The organism is Streptomyces mutabilis, from assembly GCF_046628145.1.
Classification (GTDB): domain Bacteria; phylum Actinomycetota; class Actinomycetes; order Streptomycetales; family Streptomycetaceae; genus Streptomyces; species Streptomyces mutabilis.
On the sequence record NZ_CP176874.1, the window covers coordinates 5,045,597 to 5,063,111 of the forward strand.

At 71.6% G+C, this 17,515-nt stretch carries 13 protein-coding genes; 9 read left to right on the top strand and 4 right to left on the bottom strand.

What is annotated here, in order from left to right; translation table 11 throughout:
- Window positions 1–78: 78 nt before the first annotated feature.
- From ACLIN4_RS22905 to ACLIN4_RS22935, 7 genes are all read left to right on the top strand, one after another.
- Window positions 79–1,299 (top strand): DUF4190 domain-containing protein, encoded by a 1,221-nt coding sequence (locus ACLIN4_RS22905; protein WP_289904226.1) that lies wholly within the window; start codon window positions 79–81, stop codon window positions 1,297–1,299.
- Between the two features lie 147 nt (window positions 1,300–1,446).
- Window positions 1,447–2,199, top strand: a complete 753-nt coding sequence (locus ACLIN4_RS22910) for a GntR family transcriptional regulator (RefSeq protein ID WP_100046199.1) — start codon at window positions 1,447–1,449, stop codon at window positions 2,197–2,199.
- Window positions 2,200–2,689: 490 nt separating this feature from the next.
- On the top strand, window positions 2,690–2,881 hold the full coding sequence (locus ACLIN4_RS22915) for an SPOR domain-containing protein (RefSeq protein WP_100046200.1): 192 nt from the start codon (window positions 2,690–2,692) through the stop codon (window positions 2,879–2,881).
- A gap of 100 nt (window positions 2,882–2,981) precedes the next feature.
- Window positions 2,982–3,404, top strand: coding sequence for a (deoxy)nucleoside triphosphate pyrophosphohydrolase (locus ACLIN4_RS22920; protein ID WP_107476893.1), 423 nt, complete (start codon window positions 2,982–2,984; stop codon window positions 3,402–3,404).
- Window positions 3,405–3,541: 137 nt separating this feature from the next.
- The gene (locus tag ACLIN4_RS22925; RefSeq protein WP_289904224.1) at window positions 3,542–3,952 is read left to right on the top strand and encodes an ATP-binding protein; all 411 of its coding nucleotides are present in this window, start codon (window positions 3,542–3,544) and stop codon (window positions 3,950–3,952) included.
- A gap of 245 nt (window positions 3,953–4,197) precedes the next feature.
- Window positions 4,198–6,780: a SpoIIE family protein phosphatase gene (locus ACLIN4_RS22930; protein WP_100046203.1), complete on the top strand. Its 2,583-nt coding sequence runs from the start codon at window positions 4,198–4,200 to the stop codon at window positions 6,778–6,780.
- Between the two features lie 239 nt (window positions 6,781–7,019).
- The gene (locus tag ACLIN4_RS22935; RefSeq protein WP_289904220.1) at window positions 7,020–8,216 is read left to right on the top strand and encodes a hypothetical protein; all 1,197 of its coding nucleotides are present in this window, start codon (window positions 7,020–7,022) and stop codon (window positions 8,214–8,216) included.
- Here the strand turns inward: ACLIN4_RS22935 and ACLIN4_RS22940 are convergent.
- The 4 genes from ACLIN4_RS22940 to ACLIN4_RS22955 are packed head-to-tail and all read right to left on the bottom strand — an operon-like array spanning window position 8,213 to window position 12,101.
- Window positions 8,213–8,980: a succinate dehydrogenase/fumarate reductase iron-sulfur subunit gene (locus tag ACLIN4_RS22940; RefSeq protein ID WP_107476891.1), complete on the bottom strand. Its 768-nt coding sequence runs from the start codon at window positions 8,978–8,980 to the stop codon at window positions 8,213–8,215. The genes ACLIN4_RS22935 and ACLIN4_RS22940 overlap by 4 nt on opposite strands.
- The gene (locus ACLIN4_RS22945) at window positions 8,977–10,920 is read right to left on the bottom strand and encodes a fumarate reductase/succinate dehydrogenase flavoprotein subunit (RefSeq protein ID WP_411576159.1); all 1,944 of its coding nucleotides are present in this window, start codon (window positions 10,918–10,920) and stop codon (window positions 8,977–8,979) included. The genes ACLIN4_RS22940 and ACLIN4_RS22945 overlap by 4 nt, the downstream gene beginning before the upstream one ends.
- A 26-nt stretch (window positions 10,921–10,946) precedes the next feature.
- The gene (locus ACLIN4_RS22950) at window positions 10,947–11,783 is read right to left on the bottom strand and encodes a hypothetical protein (protein ID WP_411576160.1); all 837 of its coding nucleotides are present in this window, start codon (window positions 11,781–11,783) and stop codon (window positions 10,947–10,949) included.
- A gap of 27 nt (window positions 11,784–11,810) precedes the next feature.
- The gene (locus ACLIN4_RS22955; protein WP_100046220.1) at window positions 11,811–12,101 is read right to left on the bottom strand and encodes a hypothetical protein; all 291 of its coding nucleotides are present in this window, start codon (window positions 12,099–12,101) and stop codon (window positions 11,811–11,813) included.
- A 347-nt stretch (window positions 12,102–12,448) separates the two neighbouring features.
- On the opposite strand from ACLIN4_RS22955, the gene ACLIN4_RS22960 reads away from it, so the two are divergent.
- On the top strand, window positions 12,449–14,698 hold the full coding sequence (locus ACLIN4_RS22960; RefSeq protein ID WP_411576161.1) for an ABC transporter substrate-binding protein: 2,250 nt from the start codon (window positions 12,449–12,451) through the stop codon (window positions 14,696–14,698).
- A 155-nt stretch (window positions 14,699–14,853) separates the two neighbouring features.
- Window positions 14,854–16,761, top strand: coding sequence for a translational GTPase TypA (gene typA, locus ACLIN4_RS22965; RefSeq protein WP_100046209.1), 1,908 nt, complete (start codon window positions 14,854–14,856; stop codon window positions 16,759–16,761).
- Window positions 16,762–17,515: the final 754 nt, after the last annotated feature.

Genomic DNA, 17,515 nt, shown 5'->3' on the forward strand with positions numbered 1-17,515 from the left:
CGGCCCACCTCGCGGGCGGCCCGGCCGCCAGCCCCGCGGCGCCTCCGCGTCACCGCCCGAAACAGGAGCACGGTACACGTGTCCATACCGCCGCCGCCCGGCCCCCAAGAGCCCCACGCCCAGGGGCAGTACCCGGGGCAGCAGCCCGCGCAGCAGTACCCCCCGGGGCAGTACCCGCAGGGTCCGTACCCGCCGCAGCAGCAGTACCCGGGCGGCGCCTGGGGGCAGCCCTACGGGGCGTACGGGACGTACCCCCGCCGGCCGCCCGTCAACGGTCTCGCCATTGCCGCCTTCGTGCTGGGTGTCCTCTGCTTCGTGCCGGCGGTCGGGCTGGTGCTGGGCCTGATCGCGCTGGCCCGGATCAGGAAGCGGGGCGAGCGGGGCAAGGGCCTCGCGGTGGCCGGTTCCGTGCTGTCCTCCGTGGGCCTCGCCCTGTGGGTGCTGTCGCTCTCCACGGGCGCCGCCGCCGACTTCTGGGACGGCTTCCGGGACGCCGCGCGGGGCGAGGGCACCGCCTACGCCCTCGAGAAGGGGGAGTGCTTCACCACCCCGAGCGGCTCCCTGCAGGGCGTGACGTACGACGTCGACCAGGTGCCCTGCGCGCGGGAGCACGACGGCGAGGTCTTCGCCGTGTTCGACCTGCCGGGCGGTGCCTTCCCCGGCGACGGGGAGATCACCCGGATCGCGGACGAACGGTGCTACGCGCTCCAGGACACCTACGCCATGGACCGGTGGGCCCTGCCGACCGACGTGGACGTGTACTACCTGACGCCGACCTCGCAGAGCTGGCGCGGCGGCGACCGGGAGGTCACCTGCCTGTTCGGGAACACCGACGAGCGGGGCACGCTGACCGGTTCCCTGCGCAACGACGCCACGACGCTCGACACCGACCAGCACGCCTACCTGACGGCGGAGTTCCAGCTCAACCTCGCCATGGACGAGATGCCCGCGGCGCAGACCGTCGAGGACGACCTCGCCGGGTACCGGTCCTGGGCGGGTCGGGTGTCGACGGCGCTCGACCGCGAGACCGGGATGCTGCGCGGGCACAGCTGGCCCGCCACCGCCGAGCGGCCGGTCGCCGACCTGGTCGAGGACCTGGACACGGCACGGGAGGAGTTCGGCCTCGCGTCCGAGGCGGCCGACGCCGACACGTACTACGAACACCTGGACAAGGCCCTCTTGCTCATCGAGGCCGACAGCACGGTCACCGCGCGCGAGTCCCTGGGCCTGGACACCACGCCGCCGGTGTACGAGGAGGCCGGTGACGGCGGGGGCGAGAGCCCCGGCAAGGAGGTGTGACGGCCGCCATAGCGGGGAGAAAGTGCCTGCGTGAAGCCCCCCGGCGCCACAAGTCATCACATCGAGTGATTCTCTGGCCTTTGCTTGCCTGGCACAACCTACGGTTGCCACGCTGTTGCTGTCTGTACAACCTGATGGGAGCGGCCAGTGACATTCGGTGAGCAGCCGGCGTATCTCCGCGTCGCGGGCGATCTCCGCAAGAAGATCACCGACGGACTGCTGCCGCCCCACACCCGCCTTCCGTCCCAGGCGCGGATCCGCGAGGAGTACGGCGTCTCGGACACCGTGGCTCTGGAGGCGCGCAAGGTGCTGATGGCCGAGGGGCTGGTCGAGGGCCGCTCCGGGTCCGGGACGTATGTGCGCGAGCGGCCCGTGCCCCGGCGCGTCGCCCGCTCCGGGTTCCGGCCGGCGGGCGGCGCCACGCCCTTCCGGCAGGAGCAGGCCGACGGCGAGGCGCGCGGCACCTGGGAGTCGCGCAGCGAGCAGGCCGAGGCTAGCGGCGCCGTCGCCGAGCGGCTCGGGATCAAGCCCGGGGACCGGGTGATGTGCACGCGGTACGTCTTCCGGGAGGGCGGCGAGGCCATGATGCTCTCCACCTCCTGGGAGCCGCTGGACCTCACCGGCCGGACGCCGGTGATGCTGCCCGAGGAGGGTCCGCTCGGCGGCATGGGCGTCGTCGAGCGGATGGCCGCCATCGACGTCGTCGTCGACAACGTGACCGAGGAGGTCGGCGCCCGTCCCGGCCTCGCGGAGGAACTGCTCGCGCTGGGCGGCGTCCCCGGTCACGTGGTCCTGGCCATCCAGCGCACCTTCTACGCCTCGGGCCGGGCCGTGGAGACGGCCGACGTGGTCGTCCCCGCCGACCGTTACCGGGTGGCGTACCACCTGCCGGTCAAGTAGGCGTACCGCCTGTCGGTCAGGCGGGCGTACCACCTGCCGGTCGAGCGGGCGTACCACCGGCCGGTCAGGCGGGCGTACCGCCGACCGGTCGGGCAGGGGTAGTGCCCGCCGGTCAAGTAGCGGCGCCGCCGGGGGAGTTCGCGCGTACCCGGTGGTGTGAGATGGCGCACGCCTCTCGTGCGCCCCCCCGCGCCCCTTTTCCGTGTCCGTACGGACTTCCGCATCCCTCGTCGGCATCCTGCGGGGCCGTGATCCGGCCGTTCCCGCAGGTCGCCCTCGCGTCGTCGGCATGCCTTCGACCCGAAGCGTCGGAGCGCGGACGGCGCGTTCCGTATCGTGCGCCCCCTGCGTTCTGGCCGGTTGGGTACCTCTTTGTGTAAAGCCGTATTCGCTGCGTGAAGGTTAGGCGTAGGCTCGGGCATATGCGGATTGCGGTTTCCTTAGCGGGCGGGGCGCGGCGCGGGCCGTGGACGGGAAGTGGAGGGGCGCGATGAACGACGGCACGGTGACTCTCCCCTGGCTGGTGTTCCGGCAGGACGACAACGGCAACCGCTACCGCGTGGGCCGGTACGCGACCCGGGCCGAGGCCCAGAAGATCGCGGACACCCTCGACGGTCGCGGCCACCAGCAGCTCTACTGGGTGGAGAAGCTCGGCCCGAACGGCAGGGGCGCGGCGGACTGACCGTGCCGGCCCGAGTGACCGCGCCGGGCGGCCGGACCGCGCACCCGGCCGACGGGACCGGTGGGCCGTCGCCCCCGGAATGAGCCGTAGGCTCCCGCCCATGACGGAACGGATCGTGGTGGGCGCCGCCCTGGTCGACGGCGGACGCCTGCTCGCCGCGCGCCGCAGCGCACCGGCGGAGCTGGCCGGACGCTGGGAGCTGCCCGGCGGCAAGGTCGAGGCGGGGGAGACGCCCGAGGCGGCACTCGTGCGCGAGCTGCGCGAGGAGCTGGGCGTCACGGCGGAGCCCGGTGAGCGGGTCCCTGGGCAGTGGCCCCTGCGCTCCCCCTACGTCCTGCACGTGTGGACCGCACGCCTGCTCCCCGGCTCCGCGGCCCCCGCGCCGCTCGAGGACCACGACGACCTGCGCTGGCTCACCCCCGCCGAGATCTGGGACGTGCCGTGGCTCGACCAGGACGTACCGGCCGTCGAGCGGGCGCTCTCCCACCTGGGACTGGAGGCTACGGACGCGCGGGGCGCGTGAGAACGACCCGGCGCGAGCGCCTCGTGCGCCGTGAGTGCGACTGTGCGCCCTCGTCGACGGTACCGGCACCCGGGAATCGGGTATGTGCCCATTAACCCCACGAAACCGGACATGGGTGGGGGTCGCCGGCCGGGGAAGTGATCGGCGTGATCGACAGCGAAGGCGGCTGTGCCGAGTGGGTCTTTCCCGCGGCGCCGGACGCCGTGCGGACCGCCCGCTCACTCGTCCGCGGCACCCTCCGGGGATGGGATCTCGACGACATCGGCGACATCGCCGCCCTCCTGGTCAGCGAGCTGGTCACCAACGCCCTGCGGCACGCCACCGGGCCCATCGGCGTCCGCCTGGTACGCCGCCGGGCCGGGCCGGACGGCGTCCTGCTGGTGGAGGTCTCCGACCCGCTTCCGGACCTGCCCCGCACCCGCGTCGCCCGGCCGGGGGACGAGGACGGCCGAGGGCTGCAACTCGTGGCCTCCTCCGCGCGCCGCTGGGGGACCCGGCCCGGAGAGGTGGGCAAGACGGTCTGGTTCGAACTGGCGGTGCCCGAATGACCGGGTGACGCTCCGTTTTCCGCCGACCAACCGGTTCAGGCCAGTGGCAGTTGTCGAACTGCGTGATTCGATGCCGTGTCCGCTGGTTAGAAGACTGGAAGTGTTGTCACGGTCCGGACCGAAAAGCATCGGGACCGTGCTGTGATCGTGAACACCGTGTCGTGCGGCGCCGTAGTGCTGGATACTGCGGGCAGCCGCCTCCGGTGACCGGTGCCGGATGCGGTGAGCTGGAGGGGACGGTTCGCGTGAGCGAGATACCAGCGAGGGCCACGGAGTCCGAGGGCCCGTCGGACGGCGCGCCGTTCGGTGACGCGGTGTGGCAGAGCAGCCCGCCCGGCTCCATCTACGACTACATCAAGGTCGCGTCCTTCTCCATCGGCCCCGACGGTCTCGTCGACCAGTGGAGCCTGCGTGCCGAGCAACTGCTCGGCATCCGGGCCGAACAGGCCGTCGGCACCGACCCCATCGAAGCGTTCATCGACCCCGACCTGCGGGAACGGGGCCAGCGCAAGATGGCGGAGATCCTCGACGGCCGCGAGTGGACCGGCGTGGTCCCCTTCCGGGTGCCGGACGGCCGTGCCGGAGACGGCGGCCGACGCGGACAGCGCGGACTCGCCGAGGTGTACGTCATGCCGACGCGCACCGAGGACGGGGAGAAGGCCGCCGTCTGCATCGTCGTCGACGTCCGGGTGCTGCGCAGCATCGAGACCGACCTCGCCGCCTCGCAGGCCATATTCGGCCAGTCTCCGTTCGGCTTCCTGCTGATCGACCTCGACCTCAGGGTGCGACGCGCCAACGAGCGGTTCGCCTCCGTCTTCGGCGGCACCCCCGACGACCACCGCGGCAAGGGCGTCCACGACTACCTGCCGCGCGCCGAGGCCGACCGGGTCTCCGCGACCCTGCGCCGGGTGCTGGAGACCGGCGACTCCATCACCGACATGCACGTCACCGGCTTCGCCCCGGGCACCGAGGAGCGCCGCCACTGGTCGGTCAACCTCTACCGCGTGCACAGCGGTTCCGGCCGTCCCATCGGCGTCGCCTGGCTCGGCACCGACATCACCGCCCGCCGAGAGGCCGCCCGCGAGGCCGCCGCCGCCCGGCGCAACCTGGCCCTCCTCAACGAGGCGGGCGCCCGCATCGGCAACTCCCTCGACCTGGAGACCACCGCCCGGGAACTCCTCGGCGTCGTCGTCCCCGGCTTCTGCGACCTGGCCACCGTCGACCTCTACCAGGGCCTGCTGGTGGGCGACGAGACCCCGCCCGGCCTCGCCGACGGCAGCGCGGAGCTGCGCCGCGTGGCCTTCTCCAGCGCCGTGTCCGACGCGCCGTTCCACGGCACCGGCGAACGGGTCAAGCTCGGCGCCGTCCACCACTACCCGTTCAACTCGCCCTGCGCGGACGCCCTGCGCACCGCCCGTCCGCGCACCGTCCCCGCCGAGGACGGCGGCCTCGTGCAGTCCACGCTCGCCGTGCCGATGGTCGCCCACGACACCGTCGTCGGACTCGCCCAGTTCGCCCGCACCAAGGGCAGCGAGCCCTTCGGCGACCGGGACCGCGACCTCGCCGTGGAACTCGCCGCCCGCGCCGCCGTCTGCATCGACAACGCCCGCCTCTACCGGCGCGAGCACGAACGCGCGCTGATACTGCAGCGCTCCCTGCTCCCGCCCGGCGACCCCGAGGCGTCCGGCCTCGACATCGCCTGCCGCTACCTGCCCGGCAACGCGGCCACCGGCCGGCCCAGCGAGGTCGGCGGAGACTGGTTCGACGTCATCGAACTGCCCGGACACCGCACCGCGCTGGTCGTCGGCGACGTCATGGGCCGCGGCCTGCGCGCCGCCGTCGCCATGGGCGAACTGCGCACCGCCGTCCGCACCCTGGCCGGCCTCGACCTCGAACCGGCCGAAGTCCTCTCCCAGCTGGACGAGATCGCCCGCGGCCTCGGCGCGCCCGGGGGCGTCCAGCAGGCCACCCGGGCCGCCCGCCGCCCCCGCGAGGCCGACCTTTCCGAGGTCTACCTCGCCACCTGCGTCTACGCCGTCTACGACTCGGTGACCAGGCGCTGCACCTTCGCCAACGCGGGCCACCTGCCGCCCGTCCTGGTCGAGCCCGGCGAGTCCGCGCTGATGCTGGACGTACCGCCGGGCCTGCCGCTCGGCGTGGGCGGGGAGCCGTTCGAGGAGGTGGAGGTCGAACTGCCCGAGGGCGCCCTGCTCGCCCTCTACACCGACGGCCTGGTCGAGAGCCGCGACCACCCCCTCGACGAGGGCCTCCAGGCGTTCGTCGGCGCGCTCACCGACCCCACGCGCCCGCTGGAGGACGTCTGCGACCAGGTCCTCAACACCCTCGACAGCCACCACGGCGAGGACGACATCGCCCTGCTGATGGCCCGCGTCCAGGGTCTGCCCAGCGAGTCCGTCGGCGACTGGACCCTGCCCCGCGAGCCGCGCAGCGTCGGCCGGGCCCGCGAGCTGGCCCGCGCCAAGCTGCTCGACTGGGGCATGGAACCGCTGGTCGACACGACGGAACTGCTCGTCAGCGAACTGGTCACCAACGCCCTGAGGTACGGCGAGGGCGAGATCAGGCTCCGTCTCCTCCTCGACCGCACCCTGGTCTGCGAGGTCTGGGACTCCGGCCTGGTGCAGCCCCGCCGGCGCCGTGCCCGCGACACCGACGAGGGCGGCCGCGGCCTGCAACTGGTCGGCCTGCTCAGCGCGGCCTGGGGATCGCGCCGTACGCCGCGCGGCAAGACGGTGTGGTTCGAGCTGCCGCTGCCGGGCGGCGACACCCAGCTCACCGACCCGGCGGAGGCGTTGCTGAGCCTGTTCTGACCCGGCCCGGAGTCGTACGGGTTCGGGCCCGCCGGGTGCGGCGCACGCGGCTGCACCCGGCCAGCAGCAGGGCCGCCCCGGCCGTGGCCAGGGGCGGCACCAGATCGGCGGAGATCACCGCCACGCACCCCCGACCGCAACCGGAACACCGGTTCGAGTCGTCCTCGGCGGCAACACGTTCGAGCGTATGCGCGGAAACCGGCCATCGCGACCGGGGACGGCCGCAGGGAGGGGACACCGTGGCGGACACGGAGCCGAGAGACACCGGACCGAGACCCGAACCGAATCCCGGACCGGGACCCGAACCGAGACCCGGACCGAGACCCGAGCCGAATCCCGGACCGGGACCCGGACCGAGACCCGAACCGAATCCCGATCCGAAAGCCGCCGACGGCGACCAGCTCCCACAGCAGAAGAGGAAGCGGCTCCGTCGCACACGCCGTATCGTCCTGGCCGCCTTCCTGGTCCTGCTCCTCCCCCTCCTCACCGCCGAGACGGCCCTGCGCGTCAACTACATGGGCGACCCCGCGGACGGCACCCACACCAGGAACCGCGACGCGATGTGGCTCGGCCACGCCTGGGTCGACGGCCGCAAGGACGACGCGGACCTCACCGCCTTCGCCGCCCGCCTGAAGACCACCGGCATCCGCGACCTGTACGTCCACACCGGCCCGCTGGAACACGACGGCACTCTGCCGAAGGCCCGCTACCCCAAGGCCCGCTGGCTGATCGACGCCGTGCACCGCGAACTGCCCGGCGTCCGCGTCCAGGCCTTCCTCGGCGACGTCCTCGTCACCGAGGGCCCCGACGGCATGCGTCTGGACAGGGCCGACACCCGCGCCGCCGTCGTCGCCTCGGCCCGCCAGGTGCTCGACGCCGGTTACGACGGCGTCCACCTCGACCTGGAGCCCCTGCACTCCGGCGACCGCGACTACCTCTCCCTCCTGGACGACCTGCGCGCCGTCACCCGCGCCCGGGGCGCGCGGCTGTCCGTGGCCGCCCACCAGATCGACCCGCTGCCCGCCCTGCACACCGTCTTCGGCGTCTTCACCGAGAACCCCAAGTGGTGGTCGCAGGAGTTCTTCGGCCAGGTCGCCCGCCGCGTCGACCAGATCGCCGTGATGACGTACGACACCGCGCAGCCGCTGGAGGGCACCTACGGCGGCTACGTCGCCCAGCAGACCTCCCTCGCCCTGGAGGTCACCCCGCCCACCACCCACCTGCTGATGGGCCTGCCCTTCTACCACGAGAGCAACTTCGACCACTGGGGCCACGCCGAGACCGTCGAAGCCGCCGTCCGCGGCGTCCGCCTCGGGCTGTCCCGGACGGACGCCGACCGGAAGCTCTTCGGGGTCGCCCCGTACATCGACTTCGCGGCGACGGAGACGAACTGGAAGGAGTACCGCGAGGGCTGGGTCCGCCAGAACACGGATTAGGACCGGCGCCGGATCTTCGATCCCAGCCACACCAGCGGGTCGTACTTGCGGTCCACGGCCCTCTCCTTCAGCGGGATCAGCGCGTTGTCCGTGATCTTGATGCCTTCGGGGCAGACCTCCGTGCAGCACTTGGTGATGTTGCAGTAGCCGAGGCCGTGCTCGTCCTGGGCCGTGCGACCGCGGTCCAGGCCGGTGGCCTCGGCCGCGTCCAGCGGGTGCATGTCCAGTTCGGCGACGCGCATCAGGAACCGCGGGCCCGCGAAGGCCGGCTTGTTCTCCTCGTGGTCACGGACGACATGGCAGGTGTCCTGACACAGGAAGCACTCGATGCACTTGCGGAACTCCTGCGAGCGGTCGACGTCCTCCTGCATCATCCGGTACTCGCCCGGCCCCAGTTCGGCGGGCGGCACGAACGCCGGGATCTCGCGCGCCTTGGTGTAGTTGAAGCCGACGTCCGTGACCAGGTCGCGGACGACCGGGAAGGCACGCAGGGGCGTGACGGTGATCGTCTCCTCGCGGGTGAAGACGGACATACGGGTCATGCACAGCAGCCGCGGACGCCCGTTGATCTCCGCGGAGCACGAACCGCACTTGCCCGCCTTGCAGTTCCAGCGCACGGCGAGATCCGGCGCCTGGGTGGCCTGGAGGCGGTGGATGATGTCGAGGACCACCTCGCCGTCGTTCACCTCGACGCGGAAGTCCTCCAGACCACCGCCCTGCACGTCACCCCGCCACACCTTGAAGCGGGCCTCGTAGCCGCTCATCGGGACAGCTCCTCTTCGGCGAGGTACTTGACCAGCTCCTCCTTCTCGAAGAGGGCGAGCAGGTCGGGACGGATGGGTTCGGTTCGCTCACGGGTGAGCGCGATCTGGCCGCGCACCGGGTCGGTGGCCGCGAGGCCTCCCGTGGGATCGGTCAACGCGCACAGCAGGTTGACGTTGCGCCAGGCGCGGTCCATCGCCGCGTGGTCCTCGCGGGTGTGCCCGCCGCGCGACTCGGTGCGCTCCAGCGCGGCCCGCGCCACGCACTCGCTGACCAGCAGCATGTTGCGCAGGTCCAGGGCGAGGTGCCAGCCGGGGTTGAACTGCCGGTGCCCCTCCACCCCGGCCCGGCGGGCCCGTACCCGCAGCTCCGCCAGCTTCTCAAGGGCCTGCTTCATCTCCGGCTCGCGGCGGATGATGCCGACCAGGTCGTTCATGGTCTGCTGGAGTTCCTGGTGGAGGGCGTACGGGTTCTCCGGCGGGCCGTCGCCGGGCTCCTCGGCCTCCGCCTCCGCCGAGAACGGGCGCAGCGCCTCCGCCGCGGCGGCGTCGACCTGGGCGTCCGCCACGCGTGGGCGCGCCCCGTCGCTTTGCTCCGCCGCGTACTCGGCGGCGTGCCGGCCCGCCCGGCGCCCGAACACCAGCAGGTCGGAGAGAGAGTTCCCGCCCAGCCGGTTGGAACCGTGCATGCCGCCGGCCACCTCACCGGCCGCGAACAGGCCCGGCACCCCGCGCGCGGCGGCCGTGTCGGAGTCGACCGCGATGCCGCCCATCACGTAGTGGCAGGTGGGCCCGACCTCCATCGGCTCGGCCGTGATGTCGACGTCGGCCAGCTCCTTGAACTGGTGGTACATGGACGGCAGCCGGCGTTTGATCACGTCGGCCGGCATCCGGGTCGAGACGTCGAGGAAGACGCCGCCGTGCGGGGAGCCCCGGCCCTCCTTCACCTCGGCGTTGATCGCGCGGGCGACCTCGTCGCGGGGGAGAAGTTCGGGCGGACGCCGGTTGCGGTCCGGGTCGTCGTACCAGCGGTCGGCCTCCTCCTCCGTCACCGCGTACTTGTCCTTGAAGACATCGGGGACGTAGTCGAACATGAACCTCTTGCCTTCGGAGTTCCTGAGCACCCCGCCGTCACCGCGCACCGACTCCGTGACGAGGATGCCCTTCACGGACGGCGGCCAGACCATGCCCGTCGGGTGGAACTGAACGAACTCCATGTTCAGCAGCGGCGCCCCGGCCAGCAGCGCCAGCGCGTGGCCGTCGCCGGTGTACTCCCACGAGTTCGAGGTCACCTTGAAGGACTTGCCGATGCCGCCGGTGGCGATCACCACCGAGGGCGCCTCCAGCACGAAGAAGCGGCCGGTCTCCCGCTCGTAGCCGAAGACGCCGGAGACCTTCCCGCCCTCCTTGAGCACCCGGGTGACCGTGCACTCCTGGAGGACCTTCAGACGGGACTCGTGGTCACCGGTCTCCCGGAAGTCCTCCTGCTGGAGCGAGACGACCTTCTGCTGGAGGGTGCGGATCAGCTCCAGGCCCGTACGGTCGCCGACGTGGGCGAGGCGCGGGTACTCGTGGCCGCCGAAGTTGCGCTGCGAGATCCGGCCGTCCTCCGTACGGTCGAACAGCGCGCCCCAGGTCTCCAGCTCCCACACGCGCTGCGGGGCCTCCTGGGCGTGCAGCTCGGCCATCCGCCACTGGTTGAGGAACTTGCCGCCGCGCATGGTGTCGCGGAAGTGGACCTGCCAGTTGTCGCCGGAGTTGGCGTTGCCCATGGCGGCCGCGATGCCGCCCTCGGCCATCACCGTGTGCGCCTTGCCGAACAGCGACTTGCAGATCACGGCCGTACGGGCGCCCCGCTCGCGGGCCTCGATCGCGGCGCGCAGCCCGGCGCCGCCCGCGCCCACCACGACGACGTCCCATTCCTGCCGGTCGACCACGGACATCAGAAGGCCTCACTCATCGGAACTCGTCAGAAGAAGCGCGGATCGTCGAAGGCACCGGACGCGACCAGGTACACGTAGAAGTCCGCGAGCGCCACGCTCACCAGCGATGCCCAGGCGAGCTGCATGTGCCGGGCGTTGAGCTTCCCGACCAGCTGCCACATCCGGTAGCGCACGGGGTGCCGGGAGAAGTGCTTGAGCTTGCCGCCGACGATGTGCCGGCAGGAGTGGCAGGAGAGGGTGTACGCCCAGATCAGCACGATATTGGCGAGGAAGACCAGGGTGCCCAGCCCCATGTGGCCCCACGCGTAGTGCTCGTCGCGGAAGGCGAGCACGGTGTCGTAGGTGAGGATCAGCGCGACCAGGAGGGCGGCGTAGAAGAAGTACCGGTGGAGGTTCTGCAGGATCAGCGGGAAGCGGGTCTCGCCGGTGTACTTCTTGTGCGGCTCGGCCACCGCGCAGGCCGGCGGCGACGCCCAGAAGCCCCGGTAGTAGGCCTTGCGGTAGTAGTAGCAGGTCAGGCGGAAGCCGAGGGGGAAGATCAGGATGATGATCGCGGGGGAGAAGCCCCACCAGCTGCCGAAGATCTCCCAGTTGGGCCCCGCGCGCATCGGCTCGCAGTTCTCCGCCAGGCAGGGGGAGTAGAAGGGCGAGACATAGGGGGCCGCGTAGTAGTCCGCGTTGGCGAAGGCCCGCCAGGTCGAGTAGACGACGAAAGCCAGCAGGCCGGCGGCGGTGGCGGCCGGTGCCAGCCACCAGCGGTCGGTGCGCAGGTGCGGGGCGCGGATTGCGGCGCGCGTCGGGGTGTGGACGCCGCCGCCCGGGGGACGGGGGTCGGTGGCTGGGGGTTCCGTACCAGTGGCCACTGGGCGACTCCGGTAGGTCGGGTCGGTTCAGGGGGCGCGGCGGTCGCGGGCGCCGAGGCCCTCGTCGTCCGAGTCCGTCCACAGCGAGCCGTCGTACGGCGTGTCGGGAATCGTGACGAGGTCCGCACGCCTGGGCGCGTCCGGTGCGGCCGCCGCCGCCCGCAGCAGCGCGACGCTCTCGCGCAGGTGGTCGGCGTCGGTGCGGACCCGGCGGACCTCCAGGCCGCCGCTGCCCAGCCGCTGTTCCAGCCGGGCCACCGACCGGGACAGGTCGTCGAGACTGCGTTGGATCGATGACAGGTCGTCGTGCACGGACATGACGTGACCTCGCTTCCGCCGGACGCGGCACGGGCCGGCCCTGGTGGTGACGTTCATGCGCCTGAGAGTGTCGCGCGTCACACCTGTCGCTGGGAAGGGACGTGCAGCGATTGGCCGGGGCGTGTCGGTGCATCGAGGGTGGCGTTGCGCCGCACGGGTGAGCTTACGCACCGTCACCGCCGTGTCTCCCGGCGTGGCCGAACCGTTTCCTCTTCAGTGGCCGCATCCCCGTCCGGGGATACAAATGATCAACTCCAAATACCGCATATCCCCTATACCCCGCATCCCAGGTCATCCAGGCACCGTCCTGTGCTCACCATGCTCGCGGCCTTCCGGAGGTAGCAGAGATGTCCCACGTCCGCGTCGGACCGCGTGCGGTCATGCGCTCGGTCGCCTTCCTCACCGCGGGCGTGCTCGCGGTCCCCGCGCTGGCCGGCTGCACCTCCGAGGACCCGGCGGGCAAGCCCCTCGCCGAACAGGACGTCGCCGCCGCGGCCCGCGCCCGGATCGCCGACGGCGGCACCCTGCGCTGGGCGGTGGACTCCGTACCGGACACGCTGAACGCCTTCCAGTCGGACGCCGACGCCACCACCACCCGCGTCGCGCAGGCCGTGCTGCCCTCGATGTACCGGATGGACGAGACCGGCAGCCCGCGGCGCAACCCCGACTACCTGGAATCGGCGAAGGTCGTCGAGACCGAGCCCAAGCAGGTCGTGGTCTACAAGCTCAACCAGCAGGCGGTCTGGAGCGACGGCCGGGAGATCGGCGCCGCCGACTTCGCCGCCCAGTGGCGTGCCCTGTCCGGCAAGGACAGCGCCTACTGGACCGCCCGCAACGCCGGCTACGACCGCATCGAGAAGATCGAGCGCGGGGCGAGCGACCTGGAGGTCAGGGTCACCTTCAGCCGTCCCTACGCCGACTGGAAGTCGCTGTTCACGCCGCTGTACCCGAAGGAGGTCATGGGCACCCCGGACGCCTTCAACGACGGCGCCCGGCGGACGCTCAAGGTCACCGCCGGCCCCTTCGCCGTCGAGAAGGTCGACACCAAGGCCGACGAGCTGGTTCTCACCGGCAATCCGCGCTGGTGGGGGGAGCCGGCCAAGCTGGACAAGATCGTCCTGCGCTCCGTGCCGCGCGACGAGCGGGTCTCCGAGCTGATCGCCGGAAAGCTCGACCTGGCCGAGATCGATCCGGACACCGCCGAGCAGGTCGCCCAGGCCGCCGGCCCCCGGGACGCCGGCACCGGCACCCCGCTCATGGGCCCGGACGGCACCCCGGCCCCGGGCTCGGGCGGCTCCGCGCTGCCCGGGCCGCAGGGCCGGTCCGCCGCCGAGGCGCTGCGCTCCTGGGCGATCGCCAACGGCTCCGACGAGGAGGCCGCCGAGGAGGAGACCCTCGCCCGTGAGAAGCGGCGCAAGGCCGAGGCCAAGCAGGAGCGCCGGCGCAAGGCCCTGAGCGGCTTCGAGGTCCGCAAGTCGCTGGAGCCCGCCTACACCCAGCTCGCCCTCAACGGCGCCGACGACCCCCTCGCCGACGAACGCGTCCGCCGCGCCGTGGCCCGCGCCCTGGACCGGGAGAAGCTGGCCGAGGCGGTGCTGAAGCCGCTGGGCCTGCCCGCCGAGCCGGTGGGCAGCCACCTCGCGCTCTCCGGCCAGCCCGCCTACGCCGACGGCAGCGGAGCCCTCGGCGAACAGGACGCCAAGGAGGCCCGCGCGCTCCTCGCGGACGCCGGGTGGGTGCCCGGCGGGCCGGTGAAGAAGACCGAGGACGGCGAGGAGGCGGCCGGCGCGGAGAAGTCCGAGGACGACGAGGACGGGAAGAAGTCCGACGGCGGCGACGACGGGACGTACATCGTCGGCGAGGACGACAAGAACGCGGACGGGGAGGACGAGAAGGGGAAGGACGGCACCGACCAGGAGAGCGGCGAGAAGCACAGCAGCGGGAAGAACACCGCGCAGGGCGGGGCACCCGGCGCCTACGCCCCCAAGGGCACCGCCGCACCGGCCGGCGCCGCGGCGGCCCCCGTCGCCAAGGACGGCAAGGCGCTCACCCTCCGCTTCGTGCTCCCCTCCGGCCCCGGCTCCCGGGCCCTGCGCACCGTGGCCGACCGGATCTCGGACATGCTGGAGAAGATCGGCATCGGCACCGAGATCACCAAGGTCCCGGACGAGAGCTACTTCAAGGACCACGTCGCCTCCGGCGAGTACGACCTGGCCCTCTACTCCTGGCCCGCCTCCGCCTTCCCCGCCACCGACGCCCGCCCCATCTACGCCAAGCCCGTCCCGGCCGCCGACGGCTCCCTGAACGTCGCGCAGAACTACACCCGGGTCGGCACCGACCAGGTCGACCAGCTCTTCGACCAGGCCATGGGCACGCTGGACCAGGACAAGGCCCGCGACCTGCTGCGCAAGGCCGACTCCCGGATCTGGGCGGCGGCCGGCTCCGTCCCCCTCTACCAGCGCCCCCAGCTCGTGGCGGCCCGCGAGAACCTCGCCAACGCCGGCGCCTTCGGTTTCGAGACCCCGGTCTACGAGGACATGGGCTTCCTGAAGAAGGGCGCGCGGGGCGCCGAGGCCCCGGCGAGCCCGTCGTCGTGACGGGGCGTCCCCGTCCGGTGCGCCCCCGCCCCGGCAAGCCGCAGCCCCCGGGGCCCCGTACCATGGGGTGAGGCCGTGGCATGTACCGCCCGGCAGGCCCGCGTGACACGGACGTACGCGAGGCCGACCTCACACCTCCGGGAGTACGCCTCACTATGGCCACGCGCCACGACATCCGCAACGTCGCCATCGTCGCCCACGTCGACCACGGCAAGACCACCATCGTCGACGGAATGCTCAAGCAGGCCGGTGCCTTCGCCGCGCACCAGCTCGACTCCGTCGACGACCGCATGATGGACTCGAACGACCTGGAGCGTGAGAAGGGCATCACGATCCTCGCCAAGAACACCGCGGTGAAGTACCACCCGAAGGACGGCGGGGACCCGATCACGATCAACATCATCGACACCCCCGGCCACGCCGACTTCGGCGGCGAGGTCGAGCGCGGTCTGTCGATGGTCGACGGCGTCGTGCTCCTCGTGGACGCCTCCGAGGGCCCGCTGCCGCAGACCCGCTTCGTGCTGCGCAAGGCGCTCCACCAGCGTCTGCCGATCATCCTGTGCATCAACAAGACGGACCGTCCGGACGCCCGGATCGACGAGGTCGTCAACGAGACCTACGACCTCTTCCTCGACCTCGACGCCGACGAGGAGCAGATCGAGTTCCCGATCGTCTACGCCTGCGGCCGGGACGGCGTCGCCTCCCTCACCAAGCCCGACGACGGCACGGTCCCCGCGGACTCCACCAACCTGGAGCCGTTCTTCTCCACCATCCTGGAACACATCCCGGCCCCGACCTACGACGAGGACGCCCCGCTCCAGGCGCACGTCACCAACCTCGACGCCGACAACTTCCTCGGCCGCATCGCCCTGCTGCGCGTGCACCAGGGCGAGCTGAAGAAGGGCCAGACGGTCGCCTGGATGAAGCGCGACGGCTCGGTGAGCAACGTGCGCATCTCCGAGCTGATGATGACCGAGGCGCTCACCCGCAAGCCCGCCGAGAAGGCCGGCCCCGGTGACATCTGCGCGGTCGCCGGCATCCCCGACATCATGATCGGCGAGACCCTGGCCGACCAGGAGAACCCGGTCCCGCTGCCGCTGATCACGGTGGACGAGCCCGCGATCTCCATGGTGATCGGCACCAACACCTCCCCGCTGGTCGGCCGCGGCGCCACCGGCAAGGGCGCGGACAACAAGGCGGCCGTCAAGGACCGCAAGGTCACCGCCCGCCAGGTCAAGGACCGCCTGGACCGCGAGCTGATCGGCAACGTCTCGCTCCGCGTCCTGGACACCGAGCGGCCGGACGCCTGGGAGGTGCAGGGCCGCGGTGAGCTGGCACTGGCCATCCTGGTCGAGCAGATGCGCCGCGAGGGCTTCGAGCTGACCATCGGCAAGCCGCAGGTCGTCACCAAGGAGATCGACGGCAAGGTCCACGAGCCCGTCGAGCGCATGACGATCGACGTGCCCGAGGAGCACATGGGCGCGGTCACGCAGCTGATGGGCGTGCGCAAGGGCCGGATGGACAACATGTCCAACCACGGCTCGGGCTGGGTCCGCATGGAGTTCGTGGTGCCGTCCCGCGGCCTGATCGGATTCCGGACGGAGTTCCTGACCCAGACGCGCGGCACCGGCATCGCCCACTCGATCCACGAGGGCCACGAGCCGTGGTTCGGCACGCTGCAGACGCGCAACAACGGCTCGCTGGTCGCCGACCGCGCCGGTGCCGTCACCGCGTTCGCGATGACGAACCTTCAGGAGCGCGGCGTGCTCTTCACCGAGCCCGGCACCGAGGTGTACGAGGGCATGATCGTCGGCGAGAACTCCCGCGCCGACGACATGGACGTCAACATCACCAAGGAGAAGAAGCTCACCAACATGCGGTCGTCCACGGCCGATGTGACCGAGTCGATCGTCCCGCCGCGCAAGCTGTCGCTGGAGCAGTCGCTGGAGTTCTGCCGCGACGACGAGTGCGTCGAGGTGACCCCGGAGGCCGTGCGCATCCGCAAGGTGAACCTGGACGCCCGCGAGCGCGCCCGCGCCGCGAGCCGCGCCAAGCACGGCTGACCCCGCGCCGGGCACTGCTGACAGCCCGTCCGGACAACGGCACCGGGCACCACGCATCACGCGTGGTGCCCGGTGCCGTTTCGCTTGGTCGGCCGCACGCACAGCCTGTCGGTCAGGGGCCAACCCGTAGGGAAAACCCTCGATTCGGAGGCCGGACGTCCTCGAAGGGCTGGAATCGCACTAATCTCCGCGGAAGCATTCCGCCCGGCCCGCCGGCGCGGCGTGTGTCGAACGCAGGACAGTCCTGCACGGGACTCTGCACTGCGGACGCGTTACGCGCAATCACTTTTCGTCACAGCGGCGTTCGTTATGCGGACAGTGACCACCGCCAGATGTGTAACAAGTCCGTTTCGCAGTGATCTCTCACCAAACCCTTTGTCCGGATTTTGAAAGGTCTGGCCTCTATCTGTGATCGAACCGAGACCTCAAGAGTGTGGTTCGTTCCCCCGAGAATGGCAGATAGTTAGGCGCGTAGAGCTCGGATGAACGGGTCACGCGCTGATGGCGAAGGCTCGCGAGCGCGGGGGCACCAGACGAATTCAGGCACCGCGAGGTGGCCGGGATGTGTCGTGTGCTCCTCTTTGCGGTGAACCAGCGGATTCATGAGGAGGAACCCATGCGAGGTGCCACAAGCGCCATATGGGTCGCATCGTCCCCGATGGCGGCTGTAGGCCCCGCGGGCGCGTCCTGTGCCGTCACGGTGGTTGCGGTAGCGACGCGACGTCGCGAACTCCCTTGACGACCAGGCCCGTCG